The organism is Streptomyces sp. NPDC002463 (assembly GCF_042889835.1).
Classification (GTDB): domain Bacteria; phylum Actinomycetota; class Actinomycetes; order Streptomycetales; family Streptomycetaceae; genus Streptomyces; species Streptomyces nymphaeiformis.
On the sequence record NZ_JBIARL010000018.1, the window covers coordinates 30,187 to 56,474 of the forward strand.

19 protein-coding genes are annotated in these 26,288 nt (G+C 74.0%); 7 read left to right on the plus strand and 12 right to left on the minus strand.

The features are described from left to right. Window positions 1-172: 172 nt before the first annotated feature. Window positions 173-1,342 (plus strand): exonuclease SbcCD subunit D, encoded by a 1,170-nt coding sequence (locus tag ACFYX3_RS30935; protein ID WP_389020326.1) that lies wholly within the window; start codon window positions 173-175, stop codon window positions 1,340-1,342. Next, the gene (locus tag ACFYX3_RS30940) at window positions 1,339-4,371 is read left to right on the plus strand and encodes an AAA family ATPase (RefSeq protein ID WP_389020329.1); all 3,033 of its coding nucleotides are present in this window, start codon (window positions 1,339-1,341) and stop codon (window positions 4,369-4,371) included. The genes ACFYX3_RS30935 and ACFYX3_RS30940 overlap by 4 nt, the downstream gene beginning before the upstream one ends. Here the strand turns inward: ACFYX3_RS30940 and ACFYX3_RS30945 are convergent. The 3 genes from ACFYX3_RS30945 to ACFYX3_RS30955 form a co-directional block, all read right to left on the minus strand. Next, complete coding sequence (locus ACFYX3_RS30945) at window positions 4,361-4,810, minus strand: Lrp/AsnC family transcriptional regulator (RefSeq protein ID WP_359512796.1); 450 nt, start codon at window positions 4,808-4,810, stop codon at window positions 4,361-4,363. The genes ACFYX3_RS30940 and ACFYX3_RS30945 overlap by 11 nt on opposite strands. Window positions 4,811-5,024: 214 nt before the next feature. After that, on the minus strand, window positions 5,025-6,737 hold the full coding sequence (locus ACFYX3_RS30950; RefSeq protein WP_389020332.1) for a DUF885 domain-containing protein: 1,713 nt from the start codon (window positions 6,735-6,737) through the stop codon (window positions 5,025-5,027). Between the two features lie 40 nt (window positions 6,738-6,777). Then, window positions 6,778-7,275 carry an Lrp/AsnC family transcriptional regulator gene (locus ACFYX3_RS30955; protein ID WP_329852287.1) on the minus strand — a complete coding sequence of 166 codons (498 nt, stop codon included), beginning with the start codon at window positions 7,273-7,275 and terminating at the stop codon, window positions 6,778-6,780. Between the two features lie 59 nt (window positions 7,276-7,334). Here ACFYX3_RS30955 and ACFYX3_RS30960 point away from each other — a divergent pair, with 59 nt between their 5' ends. Beyond that, entirely contained in the window at window positions 7,335-8,609 is a 1,275-nt protein-coding gene (locus tag ACFYX3_RS30960; protein ID WP_389020336.1) for a trans-sulfuration enzyme family protein, read from the plus strand. Here the strand turns inward: ACFYX3_RS30960 and ACFYX3_RS30965 are convergent. The 5 genes from ACFYX3_RS30965 to ACFYX3_RS30985 all read right to left on the minus strand — a co-directional run bounded on the left by ACFYX3_RS30965 (window position 8,521) and on the right by ACFYX3_RS30985 (window position 17,484). Then, window positions 8,521-9,966: a GNAT family N-acetyltransferase gene (locus ACFYX3_RS30965; RefSeq protein ID WP_389020339.1), complete on the minus strand. Its 1,446-nt coding sequence runs from the start codon at window positions 9,964-9,966 to the stop codon at window positions 8,521-8,523. The two genes, ACFYX3_RS30960 and ACFYX3_RS30965, sit on opposite strands and share 89 nt — an antisense overlap. A gap of 88 nt (window positions 9,967-10,054) precedes the next feature. After that, entirely contained in the window at window positions 10,055-12,829 is a 2,775-nt protein-coding gene (locus ACFYX3_RS30970) for a DUF6493 family protein (protein WP_389020342.1), read from the minus strand. 224 nt (window positions 12,830-13,053) lie between these two features. Next, window positions 13,054-14,646, minus strand: coding sequence for an alkaline phosphatase D family protein (locus ACFYX3_RS30975; RefSeq protein WP_389020345.1), 1,593 nt, complete (start codon window positions 14,644-14,646; stop codon window positions 13,054-13,056). A gap of 255 nt (window positions 14,647-14,901) precedes the next feature. Continuing rightward, window positions 14,902-16,311 carry a PLP-dependent aminotransferase family protein gene (locus ACFYX3_RS30980; protein WP_389020348.1) on the minus strand — a complete coding sequence of 470 codons (1,410 nt, stop codon included), beginning with the start codon at window positions 16,309-16,311 and terminating at the stop codon, window positions 14,902-14,904. A gap of 141 nt (window positions 16,312-16,452) precedes the next feature. Beyond that, entirely contained in the window at window positions 16,453-17,484 is a 1,032-nt protein-coding gene (locus ACFYX3_RS30985; RefSeq protein WP_389020351.1) for a saccharopine dehydrogenase family protein, read from the minus strand. 108 nt (window positions 17,485-17,592) lie between these two features. Here ACFYX3_RS30985 and ACFYX3_RS30990 point away from each other — a divergent pair, with 108 nt between their 5' ends. Next, window positions 17,593-18,606 (plus strand): helix-turn-helix domain-containing protein, encoded by a 1,014-nt coding sequence (locus tag ACFYX3_RS30990; protein WP_389020354.1) that lies wholly within the window; start codon window positions 17,593-17,595, stop codon window positions 18,604-18,606. A gap of 949 nt (window positions 18,607-19,555) precedes the next feature. On the opposite strand, the gene ACFYX3_RS30995 is transcribed toward ACFYX3_RS30990, so the two are convergent. Continuing rightward, window positions 19,556-20,386, minus strand: coding sequence for an alpha/beta fold hydrolase (locus ACFYX3_RS30995; RefSeq protein ID WP_359512810.1), 831 nt, complete (start codon window positions 20,384-20,386; stop codon window positions 19,556-19,558). 167 nt (window positions 20,387-20,553) lie between these two features. Between ACFYX3_RS30995 and ACFYX3_RS31000 the strand changes: the two genes are divergently transcribed. Both ACFYX3_RS31000 and ACFYX3_RS31005 read left to right on the plus strand, forming a co-directional pair. Further along, window positions 20,554-21,444: an RNA polymerase sigma-70 factor gene (locus ACFYX3_RS31000; protein ID WP_389020358.1), complete on the plus strand. Its 891-nt coding sequence runs from the start codon at window positions 20,554-20,556 to the stop codon at window positions 21,442-21,444. Between the two features lie 259 nt (window positions 21,445-21,703). Continuing rightward, a complete protein-coding gene (locus ACFYX3_RS31005; RefSeq protein ID WP_116162222.1) occupies window positions 21,704-22,444 on the plus strand; it encodes a GntR family transcriptional regulator in 741 nt (246 codons plus the stop codon). Window positions 22,445-22,503: 59 nt separating this feature from the next. On the opposite strand, the gene ACFYX3_RS31010 is transcribed toward ACFYX3_RS31005, so the two are convergent. Continuing rightward, window positions 22,504-23,661 carry an ROK family transcriptional regulator gene (locus tag ACFYX3_RS31010; protein WP_359512814.1) on the minus strand — a complete coding sequence of 386 codons (1,158 nt, stop codon included), beginning with the start codon at window positions 23,659-23,661 and terminating at the stop codon, window positions 22,504-22,506. 151 nt (window positions 23,662-23,812) lie between these two features. Between ACFYX3_RS31010 and ACFYX3_RS31015 the strand changes: the two genes are divergently transcribed. Next, a complete protein-coding gene (locus ACFYX3_RS31015) occupies window positions 23,813-24,253 on the plus strand; it encodes a hypothetical protein (protein ID WP_389020364.1) in 441 nt (146 codons plus the stop codon). A gap of 4 nt (window positions 24,254-24,257) precedes the next feature. Here the strand turns inward: ACFYX3_RS31015 and mug are convergent, their stop codons facing one another. Next, window positions 24,258-24,743, minus strand: coding sequence for a G/U mismatch-specific DNA glycosylase (gene mug / locus ACFYX3_RS31020; RefSeq protein WP_389020368.1), 486 nt, complete (start codon window positions 24,741-24,743; stop codon window positions 24,258-24,260). A gap of 62 nt (window positions 24,744-24,805) precedes the next feature. Further along, a complete protein-coding gene (gene purB / locus ACFYX3_RS31025; RefSeq protein ID WP_376584335.1) occupies window positions 24,806-26,239 on the minus strand; it encodes an adenylosuccinate lyase in 1,434 nt (477 codons plus the stop codon). Window positions 26,240-26,288 lie beyond the last annotated feature (49 nt).

The window sequence follows — 26,288 nt, forward strand, 5'->3', positions numbered from 1 at the left end:
CGTGGAGCCCAGCCCGCGGCGTCCGCTCCCGTGGAGCCCCGTCCGTGACGCCCCGCCCGTGGAGCCCCGTCCGTGGAGCCCCACCCACACCCCCGCTCGGGATAGCGTGGTGGGCGCACACGAACGGGAACCGGCGACGAGGAGCGGGGCACATGCGGGGTGGGACGGCATCGTGAGGCTCCTGCACACCTCGGACTGGCACCTCGGCCGGTCCTTCCACCGCGTCGGGCTCCTCGAAGCCCAGGCCGCCTTCCTCGACCACCTCGTGGCGACCGTCCACGCGCACGACGTGGACGCCGTCCTCGTCGCCGGTGACGTCTACGACCGGGCCGTGCCGCCGCTGCCCGCCGTCGAGCTGTTCGACACCGCGCTGCACCGCCTCGCCGAGGCCGGCGTGCCCACGGTCATGATCTCGGGCAACCACGACTCCGCCCGGCGGCTCGGCGTCGGCGCCGGACTCATCGAACGCGCCGGGATCCACCTCCGTACCGACCCCGACGGCATCGGCACCCCCGTCGTCCTGACCGACGCCCACGGCGAGGTCGCCCTCTACGGCCTGCCCTACCTGGAACCGGCGCTCGTCCGCGAGCGGCTCGGCGCCGAGAAGGCCGGTCACGAGGCCGTCCTCGCCGCCGCCATGGACCGCGTCCGCGCCGACCTCGCCACGCGGTCCGCCGGCACCCGCTCCGTCGTACTCGCCCACGCCTTCGTCGCGGGCGGCGCGCCGAGCGACAGCGAGCGGGACATCACGGTCGGCGGCGTCGCCGCCGTCCCCACCGGGATCTTCGACGGCGTCGACTACGTCGCCCTCGGCCACCTCCACGGCAGCCAGACCCTCACCCCGCGCGTCCGCTACTCCGGCTCCCCGCTCGCCTACTCCTTCTCCGAGGCCGACCACCGCAAGACCATGTGGCTGATCGACCTCGGCGAGGACGGGACGATCACCGCCGACGTACGCCTCGACTGCCCCGTCCCGCGCCCCCTCGCCCGGATCAGGGGCCGGCTCGACGACCTCCTCGCCGACCCGGCGCTCGACCCGCACGAGCAGTCCTGGGTCGAGGCCACCCTCACCGACCCCGTGCGCCCCGCCGAGCCCATGGCCCGGCTCACCGAACGCTTCCCCCACGCCCTCAACCTGGTCTTCGACCCCGAGCGGACCGGCGACGACCGGGGCGCCTCCTACGCCCAGCGGCTCCGGGACCGCAGCGACCAGCAGATCGCGGAGGACTTCGTGGCCCATGTGCGCGGCGGCGCCGCCCTCGACGGCGCCGAACGGTCCGTCCTGTACGGCGCCTTCGACGACGTACGCGTCGACACGGCCGAGCGCGAGGTGGGCCGATGAGGCTGCACCGCCTGGAGATCACCGCGTTCGGGCCGTTCGGCACCACGCAGAAGGTCGACTTCGACGCCCTGTCCTCCGCCGGGCTCTTCCTCCTCCACGGGCCGACCGGCGCCGGCAAGACCTCCGTCCTCGACGCCGTCTGCTTCGCCCTGTACGGGAGCGTGCCCGGCGTCCGCCAGAACCCCGGCACCTCCCTGCGCAGCGACCACGCGCCCGTCGGCACGTACACCGAGGTCCTGCTCGAACTGACCGTGGGGGACCGACGCCTGGAGATCACCCGCCGCCCGGCCCAGCAGCGGCCCAAGAAGCGCGGCGGCGGCTTCACCACGGAGAAGGCCCAGACCTGGCTCCGGCAGTACGACCCGGCCACCGGCAAGTGGGCCGGCCTCAGCCGCTCCCACCAGGAGATCGGAGAGGAGATCACCCAGCTCGTCGGCATGAGCCGCGAACAGTTCTGCCAGGTCGTCCTCCTCCCGCAGGGCGACTTCGCCCGCTTCCTGCGCGCCGACGCCGAGGCCCGGGGCAAGCTCCTCGGCCGCCTCTTCGACACCCGCCGCTTCGCCGCCGTCGAGGAACGCCTCGCCGAACTGCGCCGCGCCGCACAGCAGCAGGTCGAGGACGGGGACGCGCGGCTGCTCACCCTCGCCCACCGCATGACCCAGGCCGCCGGAGGCCTCGACGCCGCCCGCATCCCCGTCGAGGGCCGGCCCGGCGACCCCGGGCTCGCCGAGTCCGTCCTCACCTGGGCCGCCGTCGCCCGCACCGAGGCCCGCGAGGCGCTCGACATCGCAGGCGTCCGCCTCATCGCGGCCGAGGCAGGACAGGCCTCCGCGCGGGCCGCCCTCGACGCGGAGAACGACCTCGCCGCCCGGCAGGCCCGGCACGCCGACGCCCTCCGGCGCCGCGAGCGGCTCACCGAACAGGCCCCCGAGCGCGACCGCCTCCAGGACACCCTCGACCGCGGTCTCAAGGCCGACCGGGTGGCCCCCGCGCTCGGACTGCGCCGGGACGCCGAGCGCGAGCACGCCACCGCGCAGAGCGCCCGGGAGCGTGCGCTCGCCCAGCTGCCCCCCAACCTCGCCGACCACGGCGCCGAGCAGCTCTCCGCCCGCGAACACCGGCTGCGCGAGGAGCTCGGCGGCCTCGAAGCCGCCCGCCGCGCCGAGCACCGGGCCGCCGCCGTCGCCGAGGAACGCGCCGTCCTGGCCCGGGAGGCGCGCGCCGACGAGGACGCCCTCCGGGACGCGGCCGACTGGCTCGCGGGCTGGGAACCGCGCCGCACGGCCCTCACCGAACGCGTCGAGGCCGCCCGCGACGCCGCCGCCCGCGCCGAGCACCTCGCGGGCCGCCTCGATCCCGCCCGCCGCCGGCTCGCCGCGGCCCGCCGCCGCGACGCCCTCGCCGAGGGCACCCGGGTGGCCGAGGCCCGCCTCACGGAAGCCCGCGAGCGGCGCAACGCGGCCCACGAGACCTGGCTCGACGTCAAGTCCCGCCGCCTGGAAGGCATCGCCGCCGAACTCGCCGTCACCCTCGCCCCGGGCGACCCCTGCCAGGTCTGCGGCTCCACCGCCCACCCCGCCCCCGCCCGCACCACCGCCGACCACGTCGACCGCGCCACCGAGGACGCCGCCTACGCGGCCTACACCCGCGCCGAGGAGACCCGCACGGGCGCCGAACGCGAACTGGCCGTCACCCGCGAGTCCTGGTCCGCGGCACGTACGGAGGTCCAGGCCGGGCCCGAGTCCCCCGAGCCCACCGTCGCCGAACTCGCCGACGAAGCAGACGAGTTGGCCAGGCTGCACGCCGAGGCGCACGCTCTTGCCGGGCAGACGCACGGCGCGCGGGAGGCGCTCGCGCGGGCCGAGCGGGAGCACGAGGAGCGGGTGGGCGCCCAGCGGGAGGCCGAGCGGCGGGTCGCCGCGCGGACCTCGCGGCGCGAGGCCCTGGAGCGGGAGCAGTCCGCGCTCGACGAGGAACTCGCCCGGGGACGCGGCGTGTTCGCCAGCGTGGCCGAACAGGCGGCCCTCCTCGAGCGGCGGATCGCGCTCCTGGCCCATGCCGCCGGGGCCGTACACACCGCCGAACTCGCCGCCCAGCGCCTCAAGGAGGCCGACGACCGGCTCGCCGACGCCGCCTACCGCGCGGGCTTCGCCACCCCGGCCGAGGCCGCCGGAGCCCTCCTCGACGAGCGTGAACGCCGCGACCTCCAGCAGCGCGTCGACGCCTGGCAGGCGGAGGCCGCCGCCGTCGCGGACCGGCTCGCCGAGCCCGGCACGGCCGAGGCCGCCGCCCGGCCGCCCGCCGACCCCGCCGGCGCGGCGGCCGCGCACACCGCGGCCGAACGAGCCCTCCGCGAGGCCGACTCCGCCCTCTCCGCCGCACGCGAGCGGGCCACCGGACTCGCCGGACTCTCCCGGCAGGCCGCCACCGAGGTCAGCCGCCTGGGCCCGCTGCGCGAGGAGTACGACCGGGTGGCCCGGCTCGCCGCCCTCACCGCCGGCACCTCCGCGGAGAACGAGCGCCGGATGCGCCTGGAGTCGTACGTCCTCGCGGCCCGGCTCGAACAGGTCGCGGCGGCCGCGAGCGCCCGCCTCCAGCGCATGTCCTCGGGCCGCTACACCCTGGTCCACTCCGACGCGCGCTCCGGCGGCAAGCGGTCCGGCCTCGGACTGCACGTCGTCGACGCCTGGACGGGCAACGAACGCGACACGGCCACGCTCTCCGGCGGCGAGACCTTCTTCGCCTCCCTCGCGCTCGCCCTCGGCCTCGCGGACGTCGTCACCGACGAGGCCGGCGGGGTCAGGCTCGACACCCTCTTCATCGACGAGGGCTTCGGCAGCCTCGACGAGCAGACCCTCGACGAGGTCCTCGACGTCCTGGACTCGCTGCGCGAACGGGACCGCAGTGTCGGCATCGTCAGCCACGTCGGCGATCTGCGCCGCCGGATCCCCGCCCAGCTGGAGGTCGTCAAGGCGCGCCAGGGCTCGGCCGTGCGGCTGCGGACCGGCGCGGACGCGCTCAGCGGCTGAGGGAACGCCGGGGCAGCGGCGAGGAGTAGACGACGCTGGTGGTCACCGCGCCGAGCGTGGCGATCTTCCCGGTGATCCCCTCCAGGTGCTTCATGGAGCGCGCGGCGACCTTGAGCACGAAGCAGTCGTCGCCGGTGACGTGGTGCGCCTCGAGGACCTCGGGCGTGGTGTCGAGCAGGTCGTGGAACGGCTTGTAGTTGCCGTGCGGATAGCGCAGCCGTACGAAGGCGAGGATGGGCAGGCCGAGACGGTCCTGGTCGACGATCGCGGTGTACCCGGTGATCACCCCGGCGTCCTCCAGACGCCGCACCCGCTCGGTCACCGCGGACGGCGACATCGACACGGCGCGGGCGAGCTCGGCGAAGCTGGCGCGGCCCTCGGACTGGAGCGCTTCGAGGATGCGCCAGTCGGTGGCGTCGGGTGTGTAATCGGTGCTCATGGGAGAGAGCCTGCGGGGGAATCCCCGGCCGATCAAGCGATCGGCCGGGGATTCTCGCCATCGGAGACGCCGGAGCCGGGCTATCGGATCCAAGATTCGGATCCGAAATATCGGATCCAGGATTCAGGATTCAGGATTCAGATCCGGGATATCGGATCCGGGATCTCGGATATCGGATACTGGATCCGAATCCTGGATCCCGGATACGGAGACCTCAGAGGCGGGAGATCTCGTCCACCAGGTCGTCCAGGCCCAGCGGGCCCAGCGAGAGGGCCGCCATGTGCCAGGCCTTCGCGTCGAACGCGTCGCCGTGCGCGGCCCGCGCGTTGGCACGGCCGAGCAGCCAGGCGCGCTCGCCCAGCTTGTAGCCGATCGCCTGGCCCGGCATCGACAGGTAGCGGGTCATCTCGCTCTCCACGAAGGACGGCGGCCGGCTGCTGTGCAGCTGGAAGAACTCCTGCGCGAGCTCCGGCGTCCACCGCTCGCCCGGGTGGAAGGGCGACTCCGCGGGGATCTCCAGGCCGAGGTGCATGCCGATGTCCACGATCACCCGGCACGCGCGCATCATCTGCCCGTCGAGGTAGCCGAGGCGCCGCTCCGCGTCGGGCAGGAAGCCGAGCTCGTCCATCAGGCGCTCCGCGTACAGCGCCCAGCCCTCCGAGTTCGCGCTGACCTTGCCGATGGTCGCCTGGTAGCGGGAGAGCCGGTCGGCGACGTGCACCCACTGCGCGAGCTGCAGGTGATGGCCGGGCACGCCCTCGTGGTACCAGGTCGACACCAGGTCGTACACGGGGAAGCGGGTCGTGCCGTCCACGGGCAGCCAGGTGCGGCCGGGGCGCGAGAAGTCCTCGGACGGGCCGGTGTAGTACGGCGCGGCGGCGCCGCCGGGCGGGGCGATCCGGGACTCCACCCGCCGTACCCGCTCGGCGAGTTCGAAGTGCCGGCCGTCGAGCGTCTCGATGGCCTGGTCCATCAGCTCCTGGAGCCAGACCCGTACCTCCTCCACGCCCTCGATGTGGGTGCCGTGCTCGTCGAGGTGGGCGAGCGCCTCCCAGGGGCCCGCGCCGGGCAGGATCCGCTCGGCCTCGGTCCGCATCTCGCCGAGGAGACGGTGGTACTCGGTCCAGCCGTACGCGTACGCCTGGTCGAGGTCCAGGTCGGTGCCGTTGAAGAAGCGGGTCCAGCGTTGGTAGCGCTCGCGGCCCACCGTGTTCGGCGCGCCGGTGACGGCCGGTGCGTACACGTTGCGCATCCAGTCCCGCAGCGCCCCGACGGCGGCGGTCGCGCCCTTCGAGGCCGTCGCGAGCGCGGCCCGCAGCTCCTCGGGGAGCGTGGCGGGGCCGGCGGCGGCGAACTCCTCGAACCAGCCCGGCTTCCCGTTCTCCCCGCCGGCCCACTCGGTGAGCTGCTCGACGAAGGTGGCGGTGGGGCGCGGCCCGCCGTAGAGCTTGCGCTCCAGGCCGAGTGCGAGCGAGGCGCGGTAGCCGTCGAGCGCGGCCGGGACCGCGCGCAGCCGGGCGGCGACCGCCTCCCAGTCCTCCTCGGTCTCCGTCGGCATGACGGTGAAGACGATGCGGACGCTGTGCGCGGGCGAGCGCATGTTGCTGACGGTGCAGAGGTTCTCCTCTGCCTCGTGCATGGCCAGTTCCGCCGTCAGCCGCTCCCGGAGGAGCCGCGCGCAGCGCCGTTCGGCGTCGCTGTCCGCGCCCGGCGCCCGCTCGGCCTCGTCGAGCCGCGCGAGCGTGCGGCGTGCGAGGTCGGCCACCGCACGCTGGCCGGCGGGCGAGAAGTCCGGCAGCCGTCCGGCGCTCTCCTTGACTCCCAGGTACGTACCGGTGATCGGGTCGAGGGCGATGAGTGCGTCGACGTGGTCGTCGGCGACCTGGCGGGGCAGCGGGCTGATGGAAGTGTCTGGCATGGGAGTCATCCTGGCGCCTCCGGCAGGCCCGCGTCACCCTCGTCCGGCCTCAGTCGGCTGACAAGGAGGGGCCCGGGGAGGGCGGCAGGAGCGGGCCGCACTCCCACTGCTGGAAGATCAACCGCGTCTCGACGCGGGCCACCTCGCGCCGCGAGGTGAACTCGTCGAGGACGAGACGCTGCAGGTCGGCGGGGTCCGCCACGGCCACGTGCACCAGGTAGTCGTCGGGTCCGGTGAGGTGGAACAGCGCCCGGGACTCGGGAAGGGCCCGGATCCGGTCGACGAACGGACCGATCAGTTCACGCCGATGGGGGCGGACCTGGACCAGAAGCAGCGCTTCGAGCCCGCGCCCGAGTTTGGCCGGATCCAGTCGTAGCTGGTGTCCGAGGATCACGCCGGTGCGGCGCAGCCGTGCCACCCGGTCGAGGCAGGTGGAGGGTGCGACCCCGACCTCGGCGGCGAGTTCGCGGTAGGTGCTCCGGGCGTCGTTCTGCAGGAGGCGAAGAATGTGCAGATCGACCGTGTCCAGTACGACAGAATCGGCCATCTGGCGAACGTAGCACGGTGATCTCGCGCTACTTCCCGGTATCCGTTCACAGTGCCGCCATGGACGCCATGGATCACGGCCCCTCGGTCATCCCGAGGGCCCTTGCCACCGAAGCCGTGCACGCCGGCCGCGAAGACCTCGCCGGACTCGGGCTGCACGCCCCGCCGCTCGACCTGTCCACCACCTACCCCTCGTACGACGCCCGGGCCGAGGCCGCCCGCATCGACGAGTTCGCCACCACCGGCGCCCGGCTCGACGGGCCGCCGGTCTACGCCCGGCTCGACAACCCGACCGTCGCCCGCTTCGAGGACGCCCTCGCCCGCCTGGAGGGCGCCGAGGCCGCCGTCGCCTTCGCCAGCGGCATGGCCGCCCTCACCGCCGTGCTCCTCGCACGGGCGAGCCAGGGCCTGCGCCACGTCGTCGCCGTCCGTCCGCTGTACGGCTGCAGCGACCACCTCCTCGACGCCGGGCTGCTCGGCACCGAGGTGACCTGGACCGACCCGGCGGGCGTCGCCGACGCCCTCCGCCCCGACACCGGCCTCGTCGTGGTCGAGTCGCCCGCCAACCCGACGCTCGCCGAGGCCGACATCCGGGCCCTCGCCCACTCCTGCGGCTCCGTCCCGCTGCTCGTCGACAACACTTTCGCCACACCGGTGCTCCAGCGGCCCGTCGAACAGGGCGCGCGCATCGTGCTGCACAGCGCCACCAAGTACCTCGGCGGCCACGGCGACGTCATGGGCGGGGTCGTCGCCTGCGACGAGGAGTTCGCCCGTACCCTCCGTCAGATCCGCTTCGCCACCGGCGGGGTGCTCCACCCGCTCGCCGGATATCTGCTGCTGCGCGGTCTGTCCACCCTTCCGGTACGGGTCAGGGCGGCGTCCTCGACGGCCGCGGAGCTGGTCCGGCGGCTCGCCACCGACCCCCGGATCGCCCGCGTCCACTACCCGCGGATCGGCGGCGCGATGATCGCCTTCGAGGTGTACGGGGACCCGCACGACGTGATCGCCGGGGTACGGCTCATCACCCCGGCGGTCAGTCTCGGCAGCGTCGACACCCTCATCCAGCACCCGGCCTCCATCAGCCACCGGATCGTGGCCGAGGGGGACCGGCGTTCGGCGGGCGTCAGCGACCGGCTGCTGCGGATGTCGGTCGGCCTGGAGGACGTCGAGGACCTGTGGCGCGACCTGACCCGGGCGCTCAGCGCTCCGCCCGCCGGGGCGCTCAGCGCTCCGCCCGCCGGGGCGCTCAGCGCTCCGCCGGCCGGGTCCCTTCACGCGGCTGCTCCTGCTGCGTCCGGGCGGCCGGTCGCGATGCCGAGGCCAGCCGGGCGGTGATCACCAGGGTGCCCTCCTCGATCTGGTAGTCGAGGGGGAGGTTCAGCGCCCGCATCGCGGCCACCATCCCCGTGTTGGAGGACTGCGTCACGGCGTACACGCTGTCGCAGCCGGTCTCCTCGGCCATCGCCACCAGTCGGCCGAGGAGCTCGGAGCCGATGCCGCGCCGCTGCCAGTCGTCCTCGACGAGGAGGGCGACCTCCGTCTCGTCGCCGTCCCACAGCAGGTGGCCGAGGGCGACGAGACGGCCGGAGGCCGTCTGCACGGCGAGGGTGCGGCCGAAGCGGGGGCTGAGCAGGTGGTCGAGGTAGCGGTCGGCGTCGCCGACCGGGCCGTGGTACCGCAGGCCCAGGGTGCGGGCCGAGCAGCGGTCGTGCATGGCGCGCGCGGCGGCCAGGTCGCGCTGGTCGGCGCGGCGCACGGTGATCTCGTTGCCCTCCGGCAGGGTCAGCACGTCCCGGCTGCGCGGGACGCGGGGGCCGAGACGGGCGTCGAGCTCGACGAGGGCACGGGCCCGGGCGAACTCGGTCGGGGTGAAGGGCAGATAGGGCCGCTCGATGATGAGGGTGCCGCCGTGCGGGTCGCGCAGCCGCATCACGGTCTCCTCCAGGACTCCTTCCACCGGGGCCTGTTCGCCGGTGGGGCGGCCGGTGAGCGAGACGGCCGGCACGGAGTGGAGGGTGCAGCGGCCGAGGAGCTGGCGCAGCGCGAGCGGCAGTTCGGCCGCGTCGAGCGCGGTACGGGTGGCCAGGCCGAGGACCCGGGTGGGCGTGTCCACCAGGTCGTGGGCGTCGGCCCGCTCGGTCCAGGTGTCACGGCCGCCGGCCGCCGCCGTCTCGCGGGCGAGGGCCTGCGCGGAGAGGCCGGCGGGGGCGCGCAGCAGGAACTCGTCGACCGTGCCGTCACCGAGCGGATGCGTCTGCAGGGTGAGGATGTCCACGCCGAGGCGGGCGAGGACCGTGCAGAGCGCGGCGAGGCTGCCCGGGGTGTCCGCGACGGTGGTCCGCATCCGCCACAGCGTGGTCTCGGCCGGGGCCGCGGACTCGTCCCCGCTCTCGCTCCGCTCGGATCCGGCCGCCGCCGGGAGGTCGGTGGTGGGGAGCCCGCCGGTGTCACCGGTGGGTGGGGCATGGCTGGCATGACTGTGCCGCCGCGCCCACCAGGTGTGGAACGCGGCGGTGGCGACCAGCGCGATCGCCGAGAAGACCAGGAGGTAGGGGCCGTCATGGCCCTTGACGACGGTCTTGGCGATCGTGTCGGCCACCACCACGGCGGTGAACAGGGCGGCGAGCTCGATCAGGTCGTGCCGCCAGTGGTGCGGACGGCGGGCGCTCTTCGAAGACGTCACATCGGTCATGGCTTCACTGTGACCCAGCGGTGTTGCGTGATCACGAACGCTTTGTGACTGGCGGGTTAAGCGCCGATCTGGCGGATTAAGAACCGATTCAGACCGTTTCTGTCGGCGGCTGATCGGCCCCCTGACGGAGTGCGCCCAGAAGCCGCTTGGCCTGCACCACCAGCTGCGAGGAACCCCGTCCCGAGGCCAGCGCGCCGAGCCCGGAGACCTCGCCGCCGGCCCCGCACCGCTCCACGCAGTCGGCGGCGACCGCGAGGACCTCGCCGAGCCCCCGTACCGGCTTCGGTACGGCGAGCAGCTCCGGGAGCATCGCCGCGAGCACCGCCCAGACCGTCCCGTACGCGCCCGTGGCGGCCGCCGTCCGGGCCGCGTCCGCCAGCCGGTTCGGCTTCACCGAACCCTCCGCGACCAGCCACGCCAGCTCCGCACCGAGCCCCTGGGCGTCCAGCTCGCCCCGCGCAGCCAGGACGAGCACGGCGTCCACCGCGCGCAGCCGGTCGTCCGCGTCCACGCAGCCGAGACCGAAGGCGAGGGCCAGCAGGACCGCCCGGCCGACCGGACCTTCGGCCTCGACCAGCTCGGTCAGCGGCTCGGTCGTGCCGCGCGAGTCTCCCTCGGTGCTGCTCGTGAGCGTCGGCAGGAGGCAGGCCGCGAACACCTCGCGGTCGGCCGGCAGTACGGTCGACCACTGCGCACGGCCCTCCATCCAGTGGGTGCAGCGGCGCGGAGTCGCCTCCAGGGTGCCACCGAGCCACTGGAAGGCGGGCGGGAACTCCGCCCGCACGGCGGGGTGCTCGTCGATCCCGACGACGAGGCGGTCGGCCAGCCACAGCCTGCGAAGCGTCCTGTCCTCGTCCCGCTGGAGGAACCGCACGGTCGCCCCGACGGACGCCGCACCAGGGACGGGCTCGCCGCCGGACGCGCTCGGGACCGGCTCGCCGGCTGCCGCGCCCCGGACGGCTCTTGCGGCGGTCGCCTTCCCGCGCAGCCAGGCGGCGAGCCGTCGGCCGGACTCGGTGCCGAGCGCCGCGGCCGCCCCTGCCGCCCGCTCCGCCGACGGATCGGCCCGCAGCACCCGCACCAGGGCCTGCGCGAGATCGGCCGGAGCGGGCTCGACGCCGGCGTCCCGGTACTCCCGCAGTCGGTCCACCAGGACCAGCGGGTCGATCGCCCCCGTGTGCCAGGTCGGCGTGGCGAGCAGGAACGGCAGCGCGTCCGTGCCGACGAGGCCGGCGGCCTCCCACAGCCGGGCGTCGAGGACCCCCGACAGAGCCTGGTGGAGACAGGCGACGGAACCGTGCCCCTGGGTCCGGCGGACATCGACGAGCGCCGGGTTCAGGACCCCGAGCAGCCCCGCGAGCACCACATGGATCCCATGGGTCTCGTGCGTGAAGTAGTGGGGCTCCTGCTCCCATCGCGGTTGGGGGAAGGCCTCCCGCACCGCCTCCACCACGGCCGCCCGGTCGGCGCGCGCATGCCGCACCAGCCCGTCGAGCGCCCGCTCGAAGGCCGCGGGCTCCTCCGTCAGGCGCCTCACCACCAGCTGCGCCATCAGCTCCTCGACCGTCGTCGCCGCAGGCGCGAGCCGCTGCGGCTCCGGCACAGGCGGCAGGATCTCCTCGTACGGAAGCCGCCCCTCCTGCTCCAGGTCCGTGCCGAACAGCTCCTCGGCGGCCTGCCGGTGTGCCGGGCCCAGGAGACCGGCGGCCTCGGCCAGCTCGCGCCGGACCTCGGCGTCCACGGCCGGCAGATGGCGGGCGACCAGCTTGAGGGCCCGCTCCTGCACGTCGGTGTCCTCGCTCGTGAAGGCCTCCGTCACGGCGGGCAGCAGCTGCCCGGCCGCGCCCGGCTCCCGGGCCAGCACCTTGCCGACCAGCGCCAACTGGGCCCGTACGAGCTTCTTCTCGGTGCGGAAGAGAACGCCCGCTGTCATCTCGGCCAGCGCCCCGACCGGCAGGAGCTCCACCGAGGCGAGCTCCACCAGGACGTCCTGGGCGTACCCGGCGACGAGCGACGGCGCCTCGGCCGCGATCCCGACCCAGTCCGGGATCCGCTGCCGCAGCTCCTCCGCGTCCGGTGCGAGCAGCCGCACCATCTCCAACGGCAGCCGGAGGTTCCGGATGGGGCCGCCGCGCAGCAGCCGCGACACGCACACGTCCAGGATCCGCGCCCGGTCCAGGAGCCCTTCCTCGACGAGCGTCCGCAGGGCGAAGGGCCAGTACCGCTCCGGCCGGCGGCCGAGGGTCCGGGCCAGCCGCTCGGGCGGCTCGGCCATCGCGAGCGCGTGCGCCACCAGGACCGGGGTCTGCGGGTCCTCCCGAAGCCGCTCCACGAGCCGGTCGTCCGTGATGTGCCAGGCCCAGCCGGTCACGTAGCCGTCGGTCGGCGGCACCGTGTACCCGGAGCGGACCATGAGCCCGTGCAGCAGCGGGTAGCTGTTCTCCGCCGCCGTCCGGCGCTCGGCCAGGCGCCCCGCAAGGTCCGCCGCCCATTCCGGGTCCCGGTCGCCGAGCACCTCGAGGGCCAGGACCTTGTCCTCCTCCCAGATCAACAGGTCGCGCGCGCCGAGCCAGCTCGCGGCGGCCGCCGCTGTCGGGTGACAGCCGGCCCCCGCCACGTACAGCGCGCTGCGGATCCGGTTCGGGTGGTACGGCGGCGTCGCCCACTTCCCGGCACGCACCTCCGCGCGCAACTCCTTGAGCCGGGCGAGCGCGGCCTTGCGGGCGGCGGCGTCCAGCGGCTCCAGGAGCCCCGGCACCCGGGCGGCCTCCCCGTCGCGCACCGCCGCGAGCAGCTCCTCGACGCGGGCGTCCCCCTGCCTGCCGCCGCCCGCGCGAGCCGCCACGCCCTCATCCGCACGCATCCCCGTGCTGTCACCCGCACCAGCCACCACGTCGTCAGCCCTCCCCGTTCCCATGCTCCCCCCGTCCCGTTCTGCCGCAGCCGGAGAACGACTCGAACCGCAGCCGGAGCCCGTAGGCCCCGGCGCGGACGGCCGGACGGAGGCGAGCGCCTGTACGGATCGCGTCATGGGAACGACGTTACGACCCCCCACTGACAACCAGCGGCGCCCGCCCCGACCAGGGGTTACTGCCCGACGCGCCCCGGCTGCAGCACCTTGGTGAACAGCACCGTGCCGCCCTCGGCCCGAAGCCGTACCGTCAGTTCCCCGCTGTGTCCGTCGATGTCGACCTCGCCGAAGTACTGCGGGCTCTCCATCGGCGACAGGTTCGCCCGCTCAGGCGCCCGCACGAACACCCGCTCCGGACCGAAGGTCGCGTCCAGCGCGTTCGCCGGGAACCCGCCCGCCGCCAGCGGCCCGGACACGAACTCCCAGAACGGCGCGAAGTCCTGGAAGGCCGCCCGCTCCGGCGCGTAGTGCTGCGCCGAGGTGTAGTGGACGTCCGCCGTCAGCCACACCGTGCCGGTGATCCGCCGGTGCTTCACGAACCGCAGCAGCTCCGCGATCTGCAGTTCCCGGCCCAGCGGCGCGTCCGGATCGCCCTGGGCGATCGCCTCGAAGTTCGTCGCGCCGTCCGTGACGACCAGACCGATCGGCATGTCCGCGGCGAGCACCTTCCACACCGCACGGGACGCGGCCAGCTCCCGCTTGAGCCAGGCGAGCTGCTCGGCACCGAGGATGCCGGTGGTGTCGTCGGCCTGCCGGCCGGGCGAGTTGGCGTTCCGGTACGAGCGCATGTCGAGCACGAACACGTCGAGCAGCGGCCCGTACCGCACCACCCGGTGCACCCGCCGCTCGCGTCCCTCACCGCGCGCGTGGAGCGTGGAGACCGGGAAGTACTCGCCGAACGCCTGCGAGGCGCGGGCCGCGAGGACGTCCACGTCCTTCTCCGTGTAGCGGGCGTCGTCCAGGATCTGCCCCGGGTACCAGTTGTTCCGCACCTCGTGGTCGTCCCACTGCACCACCGACGGCACCTGCGCGTTGAAGGCCCGGACGTTGTGGTCGAGGAGGTTGTAGCGGAAGTTGCCCCGGTACTCGTCGAGGGTCTCCGCGACCTTCGACTTCTCCGGCGTCGTGACGTTCCGCCAGATCCGTCCGTCCGGCAGGGTCACGCTCGGCTGGATGACCCCGTCGGCGTAGATCGTGTCGCCGCTGCACAGGAAGAAGTCCGGGTCGAGCCGGCGCATCTCCTCGTACGCGCGGAAGCCCCCGATGTCCGGGTTGATGCCCCAGCCCTGCCCCGCGATGTCCCCGGACCACAGGAAGCGGACCCCGTCCCGGCGACGGTCCGGGGCCGTGCGGAAGGTACCGAGGACCGGCTCGCCGGCCCGGCGCGGGTCGTCCGGGTCGACGAGGGTGACCCGGTAGTGGATCTGCTCACCCGCCGGCAGCCCGCGCAGGGCGGTCGTGCCGGTGAAGTCCGTGCCCGCGCCGATCAGCGGCCCGAGGTGGCGGCGCGCGTGCCGGAAGGACTCGGTCGCCGAGGTCTCCACGAGCATCCGTGCCGGCCGGTCCGAACGCACCCACACCAGACCGGAGGAGGCCGTGACGTCACCGGCCTGCACGCCCCACTCGGCCCGGGGCCGGCCCGAGAGCGCGAACGCCGGGGCGACGAGGCCGGTGCCGCCGAGGGTGAGCGCCGCCGACGCGGCCAGCGAGCCGCGCAGGACGCTCCGCCGGGCGGGCGAGGAGGAAGAGGCGGACGGGGGAAGGGACATGAAAGGACCTCCGGGGTCGGTCGTTCCGGTCACGGACGGCGCGCCGGCCCATGCCAGACGGTCGAGTGCGCCGCCCCATGCCTAACGACCGGGTGCGGCGCCCACACCAACCCCGCGTGAACAGATCGCCCTGGCCGCCGGCCGCTTTGGATCCAACATCCCGGATCCAACATCCCGGATCCAACGTCCTGGATCCAACCTTTCGGATCCAACCTTCCGGATCCGATCTCCTGGACCATGGATCCATGACCCTCGTCACCCGCGCCCCAACGCCTCCGCCACCAGCCGGATCCCCGTCGCCACGGCCGAAGGCGCCAAGTGCGCGTACCCGATGACGAGCCGTACGTCCCCGTCCCCCGGCCGGGCCGTGCCGTACTCCTCCAGGGAACGCAGCGCCACCCCGGCCTCCGCGGCCCGTGTCAGGAACCGCTCCGGTGGCCCGAACCCGGCCGGTACGCGCGCGATGACGTGGAGTCCGGCGGCGATGCCGCTCACCTGGGTGCCGGGCAGGTGTTCCGCGAGGGCGGCGAGGAGTGCGTCCCGCCGCTCCCGGTAGGCGCGTTGGCAGCGGCGGAGCTGCCGGTCGTACCCGCCGCGCGTCACGAACTCCGCGAGGACGGCCTGGTCGAGTACGGGATTCCCGAGGTCCATCGTCCGCTTGCGTTCGACGACCTCGTCGAGCAGCGCCTCCGGGACGAGCAGCCAGCCGAGCCGCAGGCCCGGGGCGAGGGACTTGCTGACCGAGCCGGCGTAGGCGACCCGTTCGGGGTCGAGTCCCTGGAGCGCGCCGACGGGGGCGCGGTCGTAGCGGAAGTCGCCGTCGTAGTCGTCCTCCAGGACGTATCCGTCCACCGCGCGCGCCCAATCGAGGAGCGCGGCCCGGCGCTCCGCCGACCAGCTGATCCCGGACGGGAACTGGTGCGAGGGCGTCACCACCACCGCCCGTACGCCGGAGTCGGCGAGGGGCCCCGGGCGCAGACCGTCCTCGTCCAGTGGCAGCCACACCGTGTCCAGGCCGGTCGAGGCGAACAGCCGCCCGTGCTCGGGGCTGCCGGGGTCCTCGATGCCGACCCGGTCGTGTCCACGCGCGCGTAGGACGAAGCCGAGCAGGGTCGACGCCTGCGCCACGCCCGAACAGACCACGAGCCGCTCGGGGTCGGCCACCACGCCCCGCCGCCGCGCCAGCAGCGCGGCGAGGGCCTCGCGCAGTGCGGGGAGCCCGCGCGGATCCGGGTAGCCGAGCGACGGGTGGGGGAACCGCGTGAGTACGGACCGCTGTGCCGCCGCCCAGGCGCTCCTCGGGAACAGCGACAGGTCGGGCGTCCCCGGACGGAAGTCGACCCGGACCCCGGGCGTCCCGGCGGCCAGGTCGCGGGCCCCGCGCGCGGCCGCGCGGGCCGCGCCGCCCACCCAGGTCCCCGCGCCCCGGTCGCTCCGCAGATAGCCCTCGGCCGTCAGCTGTTCGTACGCCTCGGTGACGAGGCCCCGCGAGACGCCGAGGTCGGCCGCGAGCGCGCGGGTCGACGGCAACCGCGTCCCGGCCGCGAGCCGCCCCGAACGCACGGCTTCCCGTAGCGCCTCCTGCAGTGCCCGCCCCCGACGCCGCGGCGGAGCGCCTGCGGCCGGCAGCAGCAGCTCCCAGGCCGCCTGCCCCTGGCTCCTCATGTCATCTGGCCCTTCTCGCCGTCCCGGCCCGGGAGTTCACCGATCCGCACCGGACCGATCCGCCCCGGACCGATCCCCCCCGGGGCGATCCACTCCGGGACCGATCCACCCGGTCGGACCCATGATGCCGAGGCCTCCCGGTCAGTGACGCACGTCCAGGGACAGATGTGCGGACAGCGCGCGGAGGAAGTCGGGCGCGTCGAACATCTCGCCCGCGGAGGCGACGCCGGTCGTCCGGGTCCGGCCCGTGAGGATGCGGTGGACCGCCTCCACCGCGAGCGGCGCGGTGACGGCGTAGATGTCCTGGCCGGCGGCGACGGCCCGGCGTTCCGCGCCGCCGGAGCGCACGACGACGTCCACCAGGAAGGTCTGCGCGGAGCGGCCGCGCTCGTCGACCGAGGTCGGTGCGGACGGGTCCGGCGCCGTCAGGTCCTGGGCCGCGTCGACTGCCATGTACGTGCGTACCTCCGGCACCGCAAGATGACTGGGGACGGTCACGACGTCGGCCATGGTGAACTCGCCGATGACGGGTCGGGTGCCCAGGGGGGCGGGGAAGGGCCACTCCACGACGGAGAGCGCGTCGTCGTGGTATTCGAGCCGTCCGCCGGTGTGGCGGACGTGCCGGCCGCCCCGCCGCTCCCGGGAGACCTTGCCCGCCGCGAGGGTTCCCGCCGTGGGGTGCCAGCTGCTCAGCCCGTACGCGACGTGCACCTCGTCGGCCGTCGTCCAGTCGCCCATGGCCGTGGTCGCCAGGAGGTCGCCGAGGCCGCCGTAGAAGGCCATCGCGGGGACGATCACGGTTCCCGCGGCGCGGGCCCGGTCCCTGAAGTGCGCGAAGGTGTCGGCGTTGGCCTCGATCTCGGCCGCCACGTCGACATACGGGATTCCGGCCCGCAGCGCGGCCTCGATCACCGGGGCGCCGGTCACGGCGAACGGTCCGGCGCAGTTGACGACGGCCGCCGCGCCCGCCAACGCGCGGTCGAGCGAGGCGGGGTCGTCGACCGAAGCCGGGCGGACGTCGAGCCCGTCGTGGGACGCGGCGAGCGCCTGCAACTCGTCGGCGTCGCGCCCGGACAGTACCGGGGCGAACCCCCGCTCCAGCAGCTCCGCCACCACGAAGCGCCCGGTGTGACCGTAGGCACCGAACACCGCGACCGTCCGACCCGATCCCATGACTTCTCCCGCCGTTCCCTGTAATCGAATGTTCAACTACGCCCATCCTGGCGGCTGTTGCGAGCGACCGCGAGTGTCCGGAACGACACGCCCCGTACAATTACGGACATGGGTACGCTCGCGCTGGCCGTCACCGACGGCATGCTGCACTTCGAACTCTCCCTCGCCCACGAGGTGTTCGGCTCCGCCCCGGACGCGGTCGCCGTCCCCTGGTACGACATGACCGTCTGCGGGCCCGGCCCCGTACGGGTCGAGCGGTTCCGCCTGGAACCCGACCACGACCTCGACCGGCTCCCGTACGCGGACACGGTGATCGTCCCCGGCTGGGCCGACGTCGACCGGGAACCGCCCGCCGACCTCGTCGGCGCCGTACGCGCGGCCCACGAGGCAGGCGCGCGCGTGGCCTCGCTGTGCACGGGCGCGTTCGTCCTGGCCGCCGCCGGCCTGCTCGACGGCCGGCGCGCCACCACGCACTGGGCGCACACCGAGGCCCTGGCCGAGCGGTACCCCCGGGTAGAGGTCGACCCGGACGTGCTCTACGTCGACAACGGCACCGTGCTCACCTCCGCCGGCAAGGCCGCCGCGATGGACCTCTGCCTGCACCTCGTCCGCCTCGACCACGGCTCGGCGATCGCCAACACGGTCGCCCGACGCCTGGTCGTGCCCCCGCACCGGGACGGCGGCCAGGCCCAGTTCGTCCCCGCCCCCGTGCCCACCCGCGAGGACCACCCGCTCACCGAGCTGCTGCCCTGGGCGGTCGAACGGCTCGACCAGCCGCTGACCGTCGAGGACCTGGCACGCCGCGCGCGGATGAGCTCGCGCCACCTGGGCCGCCACTTCCGTGCGGCGACCGGAACCACCCCGCTGCAGTGGCTGCTCACCCAGCGCATCCGCCGCGCCCAGGAGCTCCTCGAAGCCACCGACGACAGCGTCGATGCCATCGCGGAGGCCGCCGGCATGGGCACCGCCACGACGCTGCGCCGGCACTTCAACCGCACCGTCGGCGTGCCCCCGGACACCTACCGCCGCACCTTCCGCCTGCGGACCCGCCCCGGTCCCGTCGAAGTGGTCCCCGATGGCGCGACGGAAGTGGACCTCAACGCGGACCGCATCGCTCCCTAGCGTCGGAGGCATGAACGCGAACGCCCTGCGCGGGGTCCTCCTGGTGACCCTCGCCTACACCCTCGTCGGTGCCTCCTTCACCGCCAACAGCCTGCTCGGCGCCTACCCGTACGCGGGTGGACAGGCCCTCCGGTACGGCGCCGCCTGCCTGCTCCTCCTCCCGCTGCTCGGCCGTGGCGGCCTCGCCCCGCTGCGGCTCCTGACCGCCCGCCACCGGCTGCGGCTCGCCGCGCTCGCGGCCGTCGGCATGGTCGGCTTCAATCTTGCCGTCCTCGCCGCCGAGCGGACCGCCGAGCCCGCCGTCCCCGGCGTCCTCGTCGGCTGCGCCCCGGTCGTCGTCGCGGTCCTCGTCCCGCTCACCGAGGGCCGCAGGCCCGCCCCCGCCGTGCTGTACGGGGCGCTGCTCGTCGCCGCCGGCGCCTTCACCGTGCAGGGCTGGGGCCGGACGGACCTGGCCGGGATCGGCTGGTCCGTGGCGGCGCTCGCGGGTGAGGTGGGCTTCACCGTGCTGGCCGTCCCGGTGCTCCGCGTCCTCGGTCCGAAGCTCCTGACGGCCACCGTGTGCGGGATCGGCGCGGCCGAGGCGGCACTCCTCGGCCTGGTCGTGGACGGCGCCGGGTTCGTGCGGATGCCGACGGCCGTGGAGGCGGGAGCCCTGTTCTGGCAGGCGGCCCTGGCCACCGTCGTCGGATTCGTCCTCTTCTACATGGGCGTCCAGCGTGTCGGCATGGAGAGGGCCACTCTCTATACCGGGGCCATCCCGATCGCCGCAGCCCTGAGCGCCGCCCTGGTGGGCGACGCGGTCTTCGGCCTCCCGCAGGCCACCGGCAGCCTCCTCGTGGGCGCCGGAGCCGCCCTGGGCACGGGCCTGTTCACACGGAAGGCCCGCAGGAATCTGTTCACACAGGTGCGCCGGCGCGGTCTGTTCACGCGGGTGCCCCACCCCGTCTCAGCGGCTGCCGTCCAGGATCACGCGTGCGACGAGAGCCGGGTCGTCGTTCATCGGCACATGCCCGCAGCCGGGGAGTCGGACCAGACGCGCGGCGGGCAGGATCTGCTTGGCGCGGATGCCCTGGCGGCGCAGCAGCAGCCGGTCGCCGCTGCCCCAGGCGACGGTCACGGGGACCGAGGGGACGACGTCGCGGAAGAGGGCCGTACGGCCCGCGGCAAGCGTCTGGTGGAAGCCGGTGGCCTCGCGCAGCGCGAGCGTCTCGGCGACGACGGCCTCGGGTGAGCGGCGGCCGGGGCGCGCGTAGATGGTGCTGGTGAGCACGGTGCGCCCTGCGGCCGAGCGGGAGAGGCGTTCGATCAGCGGCACGGGCAGCGCCAGGGCGGCGCCGCGCATGGCCCGCAGGGTCCCGAAGGCGTACCGCCGTTCGCTCTCCGACCAGAAGCCGGCGGGGGAGAGGGCGGTGACCGAGCGCACCAGTTTCTCCCGGCCGAGTTCGAGGGCGAGCAGTCCGCCCAGCGAGTTCCCCGCCACGTGCGGCCGCTCGAAGCCGACGGCCTCGCAGAAGGCGCCGAGCACGGGGACGACGGTGGACAGGTCGTACGGGACGCCCTCGGGCAGCCCGTCGGAGGCCCCGAAGCCGGGCAGGTCGACGGCGACGACCTCGCGTTCGGCGGCGAGCACGTCGAGTACGGGCTCCCAGGCCTGCCAGTGGTGCCCGATGCCGTGGAGCAGCAGCAAGGGCTCGCCCGCGCCCCGCCTCTCGTACGTCAGGGACGTGGTGCGGGGACCCGCCGGGGTCTCGATCGTGAACGCGATCCGTGCGGGCATGGGCCCCTCGCTTCCTCGTGAAGCTCGCTCGTGGAGCTTCCTCGTGAACACCGGGCACGCGCCATCTTTTAGACGTCCCGTCAGTAAGAATTACCGCTCAGTAGCCAGGAGTTCAAGACGGGAGCCGGAAACTGGACAGGACCGATGACGTGGGCTGGGATGGGTGTGTGCTCACCGACACCGACACCCTGACCGAACTCTTCGAGGAGCACCGCCCGATGCTCCTCGGCGTCGCCTATCGGATGCTCGGCCGCACCGCCGACGCCGAGGACGTCGTCCAGGAGGCCTGGCTGCGCTGGACCGCCGCGGACCGGGCCGCCGTCCGCGAGCCGCGCGCCTTCCTCGTACGGATCACCACGCGGCTCGCCATCGACCGGCTCCGCCAGGCGCAGGCGCGCCGCGAGTCCTACGTCGGCCCCTGGCTCCCCGAACCCCTCGTCACCGACTTCGGCCCCGCCGCCCCCGACAGCGCCGAACGCGCGCTGCTCGCCGACTCCGTCTCGCTCGCCGTCCTCGTGGTGCTCGAATCCCTCTCCCCGCTGGAGCGGGCCGTCTTCGTGCTCCGCGAGGCCTTCGGCTTCCCGTACGGGGAGATCGCCACCGCCCTCGACCGCTCCGAGGCGGCCGTGCGCCAGCTCGCCGGACGTGCCCGGCGCCACGTCGACGAGGGCAGGCCGCGCTACGACGTCGACCCGGCCGAGCGCCGCGACCTCACCGAGCGCTTCCTCTCCGCCGCGGCCGGCGGCGATCTCGGCGAGCTCCTCGCGCTCCTCGCCCCCGATGTCCGGCTCGTCGGCGACAGCGGCGGCAAGTCCAAGGCGCCGCTGCGGATCATCGAGACCGCCGACAAGGTCGGCCGCTTCCTCTCCGCCGTGGCCCGGGACGCGTGGGCCGGGTACGAGGTGCGCTTCCTGGAGCTCAACGGCGCCCCCGCGGTGCTCGTCCTCGCCGACGGGAACCCCGACACCGTCTTCCAGATCGAGATGCGCGACGGACTCGTCCAGTGCGTCCACATCATCCGCAACCCCGACAAGCTCCAGGGCCTCGCCGACGCCTGACCAAGATCACGCCAGTCGGCCGGAACTCGCCCCGCCTCCCCTCCCGGGAGGCGGGGCTCTTTGCTGCGCAGGGCTCACCAGGGTGCGAACGTCCTGTGAACGATCTAGGTCAGAGGGTCACATTCAGGGGCGTTCGACGGAGGATTGGTCTTGACCAAGGGGGTGGCTCGCCTTATGGTCGCAGAGTTAGTGCAGGAACCTTTAATAAACAAGGGCGCGGAAAAACGCCGCGGGACACGGCGAATTGCGGAGGATCAGGGTGGGGACCACGCAGCTGGCATCGGTACCGGAACCGAAGTACCAGCACCTCAAGACAGTGATCGGCGAAGCGCTCGACTCGGACTTCGCGGTCGGGGAGATCCTGCCCAACGAGCGCGAGCTCGCGGCCCGCTTCGGCGTCGCCCGCGCGACGCTCCGCCAGGCCCTGGAGCAGCTGGAGCTGGAAGGACGCCTGCAGCGCCGCCGCGGCGTCGGCACCACCGTCGCCCCGCCCCGCGTCGGCGTCGACGTCTCCACCACCCAGCACGTCTGGCCCGGTGTCGGCGACGACGCCTGGCAGCCCCAGGACTCCGCCGCCGACGTGGCCCCGGCCGCTGTCGCGCGCGTCCTGGAGACCGCCGCCGACGAGCAGGTGCACGTCGTCCGCCGCCTCCGGATCAGCCAGGGCCAGCCGGTCGCCGCCGAGCTGCTCTACGTGCCGGCCGGCTCCGTCCCCGGCCTCAGCGCCATCGACGCGCCCGCGGGCCCCGCCCGCGCCCGCGCCGTGCTCCGTGAGCTCCAGCACCTCGCCCTCGACGGCCAGGACCGCTCCGTGGAGCTCGGCTCCGCCCGCGCCGACGACGCCAAGGAGCTCGACCGGCTGCCGGGCGCGCCCGTCCTCGTCGTGACGACCCGCTACCTGTCCGCCGGCCGCCCGGCCGCCGTCTCGGTGGCCACGTACCGCGCCGACACCTGCCGCCTCACCTTCGGCGACTCGGCCGACCTGGTCATGGCTTCGTAATACGGCACCAGCAACACCGCACGAGCACCGGCCCGTCGCAGGCTCCCCGGAAGGAGGGTCTAGCGGCGGGCCGTCACCGTGCCGTCCACGGCGAAGAGCTGCTCCTCGACGTGGTCGAGGGCGAGCCGCAGGGCACCCGTGCCCACCGCGGCCTCACCGAGCAGGGACAGCACCACCCGCGGCGGCCTCAGGCAGAACCGCGCCAGTTCCTCGCGGAGCGGCTGGAGCACGCCGTCGAGACCGGCCGCCCAGCCGCCGACGACCACCAGCTCGGGGTCGATGGCGAGGACCAGGGCCGCCACGTCGTGCACGAGCCGCTGGATGAACCGCTGCACCGCCGCCTCCGCGCGCGCGTCGCCCTTGCGGGCCAGCGCGAAGACCTCGGCGACCGCCTGTTCGTCCAGCGGGTGCAGCGGCTCGTCCGTGGTCGACAGGAGATGCTCGGGGGTGACGCCCCGGCCGAGCAGGTGCAGGGCCCCGATCTCCCCGGCCGCCCCGCCGAAGCCCCGGTGCAGCCGGCCGCCGATCAGCGAACCGGCCCCCGGGCTGAGCCCTGCCAGTACGAACACGATGTCGTCGGAGTCGGTCGCGGCACCCTTCCAGTGCTCGGCGACGGCCGCCGCGTTGGCGTCGTTCTCCACGATCACAGGGCAGCGGAAGGAGCGCCTCAGCCGCTCTCCGAGCGCGAGGCCCGTCCAGCCGGGCAGCGCCGTGCCGAGGCGCACGGTCCCGTCGGCCTCCACGATGCCGGGGGTGCCGACGCCGACCGCCCGCAGGTTGGACCGGGCGACCCCGGCCCTGCGCAGCACGTCGGCCACGACCGTACGCACCCGGTCCAGGCGCTCGTCCTCGGGCGCCGTCTCCGACACCTCGCGGGATCCGGCGCCGATGATGCGTCCGTCCAGGCCGGAGAGCAGGGCGGCCACGCGGTGCGGGCCGATCTCGATGCCGAGCAGATGACCGGCCTCCGCGCGGAAGCGGAACCTCCGTGCCGGACGTCCCTGCCGCCGGGCCTCGCCCTCCTCGGGCGCCGACTCGACGACGAGACCGCCCTCCATGAGGCCCTCGACGACGCCCTCGACCGTGGGCCGCGACAGGCCCGTGATCCGGGTCAGATCCGTGAGCGTGGGCGCGTCGGCGCCGCGCAGCGCATGGAGTACCACCGCGGAGTTGATCCGCCGCAGCAGAGACGGATCCCCGCCGGTCAGCCGCCCCACAGTGTTTCCTCCCAGCTCGTGCGCCTCTCCGGCGGATGGTACTCAATGGGCCCGGATGCGGCGAGTGCCGCCCCCGCGGCGTCCCGGAGCGGCGCGCGCCCCGAATCCTGACGGAACGCCAACTGTCAGTGGCGTCCGTTTCACTGGACCCATGACCACGGCACAGCACCTGGCGACGATCGACTTCCTCCGCACCCGCGCCTTCCCGGCGCGACCGGAGCGATCCGGACCCGTCGACAGCGGTCCGGGCTTCCACATCGGGACGCTCGCGACGAGCGAGGACTTCTGGGAGGACGACGAGGGCACGCGCAGCGTGCTCGTCCATGAGCAGTACGAGGCGGAGCAGGACGGACTCGTCGCCGTGCTCACCGTCCGCTGGGGCCCGCCGCGGGTGCTGAGCCTGTGGTACGTCCTGGAGCGGCTTATCGACGACGAGGAGATGCCGGAGCCGTGGGCCGACCTCAGCTGCCACACGCCGGACCTGCGGCTGTGGCGGGTGGACGGCCGGTGGATAGGCCTCGGCGTCTCCCAGCACGACAAGGAGCTGCCGTACGAGCTCCTCGCCGTGATCACCGAGGTCGATCCGCCGTGACGCGCTACTGCGCCGCCGCCCGCAGCCGGGCGAACTCCTCGGCCATCGTCGCCGCCGTCCAGTGGGCGTTGAGCCCGCTGGGATTGGGCAGTGCCCAGATCCGGGTGGAGCCGATCACCCGCTCCTGCGGCCCGATCGCCGCCTTCGGCTCCGCGAAGGCCGTGCGGTACGCCGTGACGCCGACGACCGCGAGCCAGCGCGGCTCCAGCCGCTCCACCTTCTCCACGAGGAGGCGGCCGCCCTCGCGGTACTCCTCGCGGCTCAGCTCGTCGGCCCGCGCGGTGGGCCGGGCGACGACGTTGGTGATGCCGAGTCCGTACGAGAGGAGCTCGTCCTGCTCGTCCGGCCGCAGCTGCCTCGGCGTGAACCCGGACAGGTGCAGGACCGGCCAGAAGCGGTTGCCGGGGCGGGCGAAGTGGTGGCCCGTGGCCGCCGTCATCAGACCCGGGTTGATCCCGCAGAAGAGGACGGAAAGGCCGCCCGCCACCACGTCGGGAACGACGCGGTCGCGAGCGGCCTCCAGCTCCTGCTGGGTGAACCGGGGGTTCCGGGTCAGAGGATCGCGCCGGGGGTGTAGGCGGCGGCCTCCGGGTGCTGCTTGAGGATCTCCTCGATGCGGGAGACCACGGACGCGACCTGGTCGGCGGCGGCGCCCGTGAAGGACAGCTTGTCCGCCATCAGCTCGTCGAGCTGCGCCCGGTCCAGCGGGATCCGCTCGTCGGCGGCCAGCTTGTCGAGGAGCTCGTTCTGCACCGTGCCCTGCTCGCGCATGGCGAGGGCGGAGGCGACGGCGTTCTCCTTGATGGCCTCGTGCGCGACCTCACGGCCCACACCGGCGCGGACGGCGCCCATGAGCACCTTCGTGGTCGCCAGGAAGGGCAGGTAGCGGTCGAGCTCGCGGGCGACGACGGCCGGGAAGGCGCCGAACTCGTCGAGCACGGTGAGGAAGGTCTCCAGGAGGCCGTCGAGCGCGAAGAAGGCGTCCGGCAGCGCGACCCGGCGGACCACGGAGCAGGACACGTCGCCCTCGTTCCACTGGTCGCCGGCCAGCTCGCCGGTCATCGACGCGTAGCCGCGCAGGATGACCATCAGGCCGTTGACGCGCTCGCAGGAGCGGGTGTTCATCTTGTGCGGCATGGCCGAGGAGCCGACCTGGCCGGGCTTGAAGCCCTCCGTCACCAGCTCGTGGCCCGCCATCAGACGGATGGTCTTGGCGATCGAGGACGGGGCGGCGGCCAGCTGCACCAGCGAGGTGACCACGTCGTAGTCGAGCGAGCGCGGGTAGACCTGGCCGACCGAGGTGAAGGCGTGCGCGAAGCCGAGGTGACCGGCGATCCGCTGCTCCAGCTCGGCGAGCTTGCCGGCGTCGCCGCCGAGCAGGTCCAGCATGTCCTGCGCGGTGCCGACCGGGCCCTTGATGCCGCGCAGCGGGTAGCGGCCGAGCAGCTCCTCCAGGCGGGCGTACGCCACGAGCAGCTCGTCCGCCGCCGTCGCGAAACGCTTGCCGAGGGTGGTCGCCTGGGCTGCGACGTTGTGCGAGCGGCCGGCCATGACCAGCTCCGCGTACTCGGCGGAGAGCTTGCCGAGCCGGGCGAGGACGGCGACCGTACGGTCCCGCATCAGCTCCAGGGAGAGCCGGATCTGCAGCTGCTCGACGTTCTCGGTGAGGTCGCGCGAGGTCATGCCCTTGTGGACGTGCTCGTGGCCGGCGAGGGCGTTGAACTCCTCGATCCGGGCCTTCACGTCGTGCCGGGTGACCTTCTCGCGCTCGGCGATGGAGCCGAGGTCGACCTGGTCGAGAACGCGCTCGTAGTCGGCGAGGGCGGCGTCCGGAACCTCGATCCCGAGGTCCTTCTGCGCACGCAGCACGGCGAGCCACAGCTGACGCTCCAGCTTCACCTTCTGCTCGGGGGACCAGAGGACGGCGAGCTCCGCGGAGGCGTAGCGGCCGGCCAGAACGTTGGGGATGCGGGGCTTCGGAGTCACAGCAGTCACGTGCACAGAGTTTACTGGTGGTTTCTGCAGGCCAGCGCCA

What these genes read in the sequence shown, in the direction of transcription:
- ACFYX3_RS30995 (WP_359512810.1), bottom strand. Translation starts at nt 20,386, where the DNA reads ATGCCCGCACGGATCGCGTTCACGATCGAGACCCCGGCGGGTCCCCGC.
- ACFYX3_RS30950 (WP_389020332.1), bottom strand. Translation starts at nt 6,737, where the DNA reads ATGACTCCCATGCCAGACACTTCCATCAGCCCGCTGCCCCGCCAGGTC.
- ACFYX3_RS30990 (WP_389020354.1), top strand. Translation starts at nt 17,593, where the DNA reads ATGGGTACGCTCGCGCTGGCCGTCACCGACGGCATGCTGCACTTCGAA.
- ACFYX3_RS30970 (WP_389020342.1), bottom strand. Translation starts at nt 12,829, where the DNA reads ATGCGTGCGGATGAGGGCGTGGCGGCTCGCGCGGGCGGCGGCAGGCAG.
- ACFYX3_RS30965 (WP_389020339.1), bottom strand. Translation starts at nt 9,966, where the DNA reads ATGACCGATGTGACGTCTTCGAAGAGCGCCCGCCGTCCGCACCACTGG.
- ACFYX3_RS30960 (WP_389020336.1), top strand. Translation starts at nt 7,335, where the DNA reads ATGGACGCCATGGATCACGGCCCCTCGGTCATCCCGAGGGCCCTTGCC.
- ACFYX3_RS30975 (WP_389020345.1), bottom strand. Translation starts at nt 14,646, where the DNA reads ATGTCCCTTCCCCCGTCCGCCTCTTCCTCCTCGCCCGCCCGGCGGAGC.
- ACFYX3_RS31015 (WP_389020364.1), top strand. Translation starts at nt 23,813, where the DNA reads ATGACCACGGCACAGCACCTGGCGACGATCGACTTCCTCCGCACCCGC.
- ACFYX3_RS30940 (WP_389020329.1), top strand. Translation starts at nt 1,339, where the DNA reads ATGAGGCTGCACCGCCTGGAGATCACCGCGTTCGGGCCGTTCGGCACC.
- ACFYX3_RS30955 (WP_329852287.1), bottom strand. Translation starts at nt 7,275, where the DNA reads ATGGCCGATTCTGTCGTACTGGACACGGTCGATCTGCACATTCTTCGC.
- ACFYX3_RS30945 (WP_359512796.1), bottom strand. Translation starts at nt 4,810, where the DNA reads ATGAGCACCGATTACACACCCGACGCCACCGACTGGCGCATCCTCGAA.
- ACFYX3_RS30980 (WP_389020348.1), bottom strand. Translation starts at nt 16,311, where the DNA reads ATGAGGAGCCAGGGGCAGGCGGCCTGGGAGCTGCTGCTGCCGGCCGCA.
- ACFYX3_RS30985 (WP_389020351.1), bottom strand. Translation starts at nt 17,484, where the DNA reads ATGGGATCGGGTCGGACGGTCGCGGTGTTCGGTGCCTACGGTCACACC.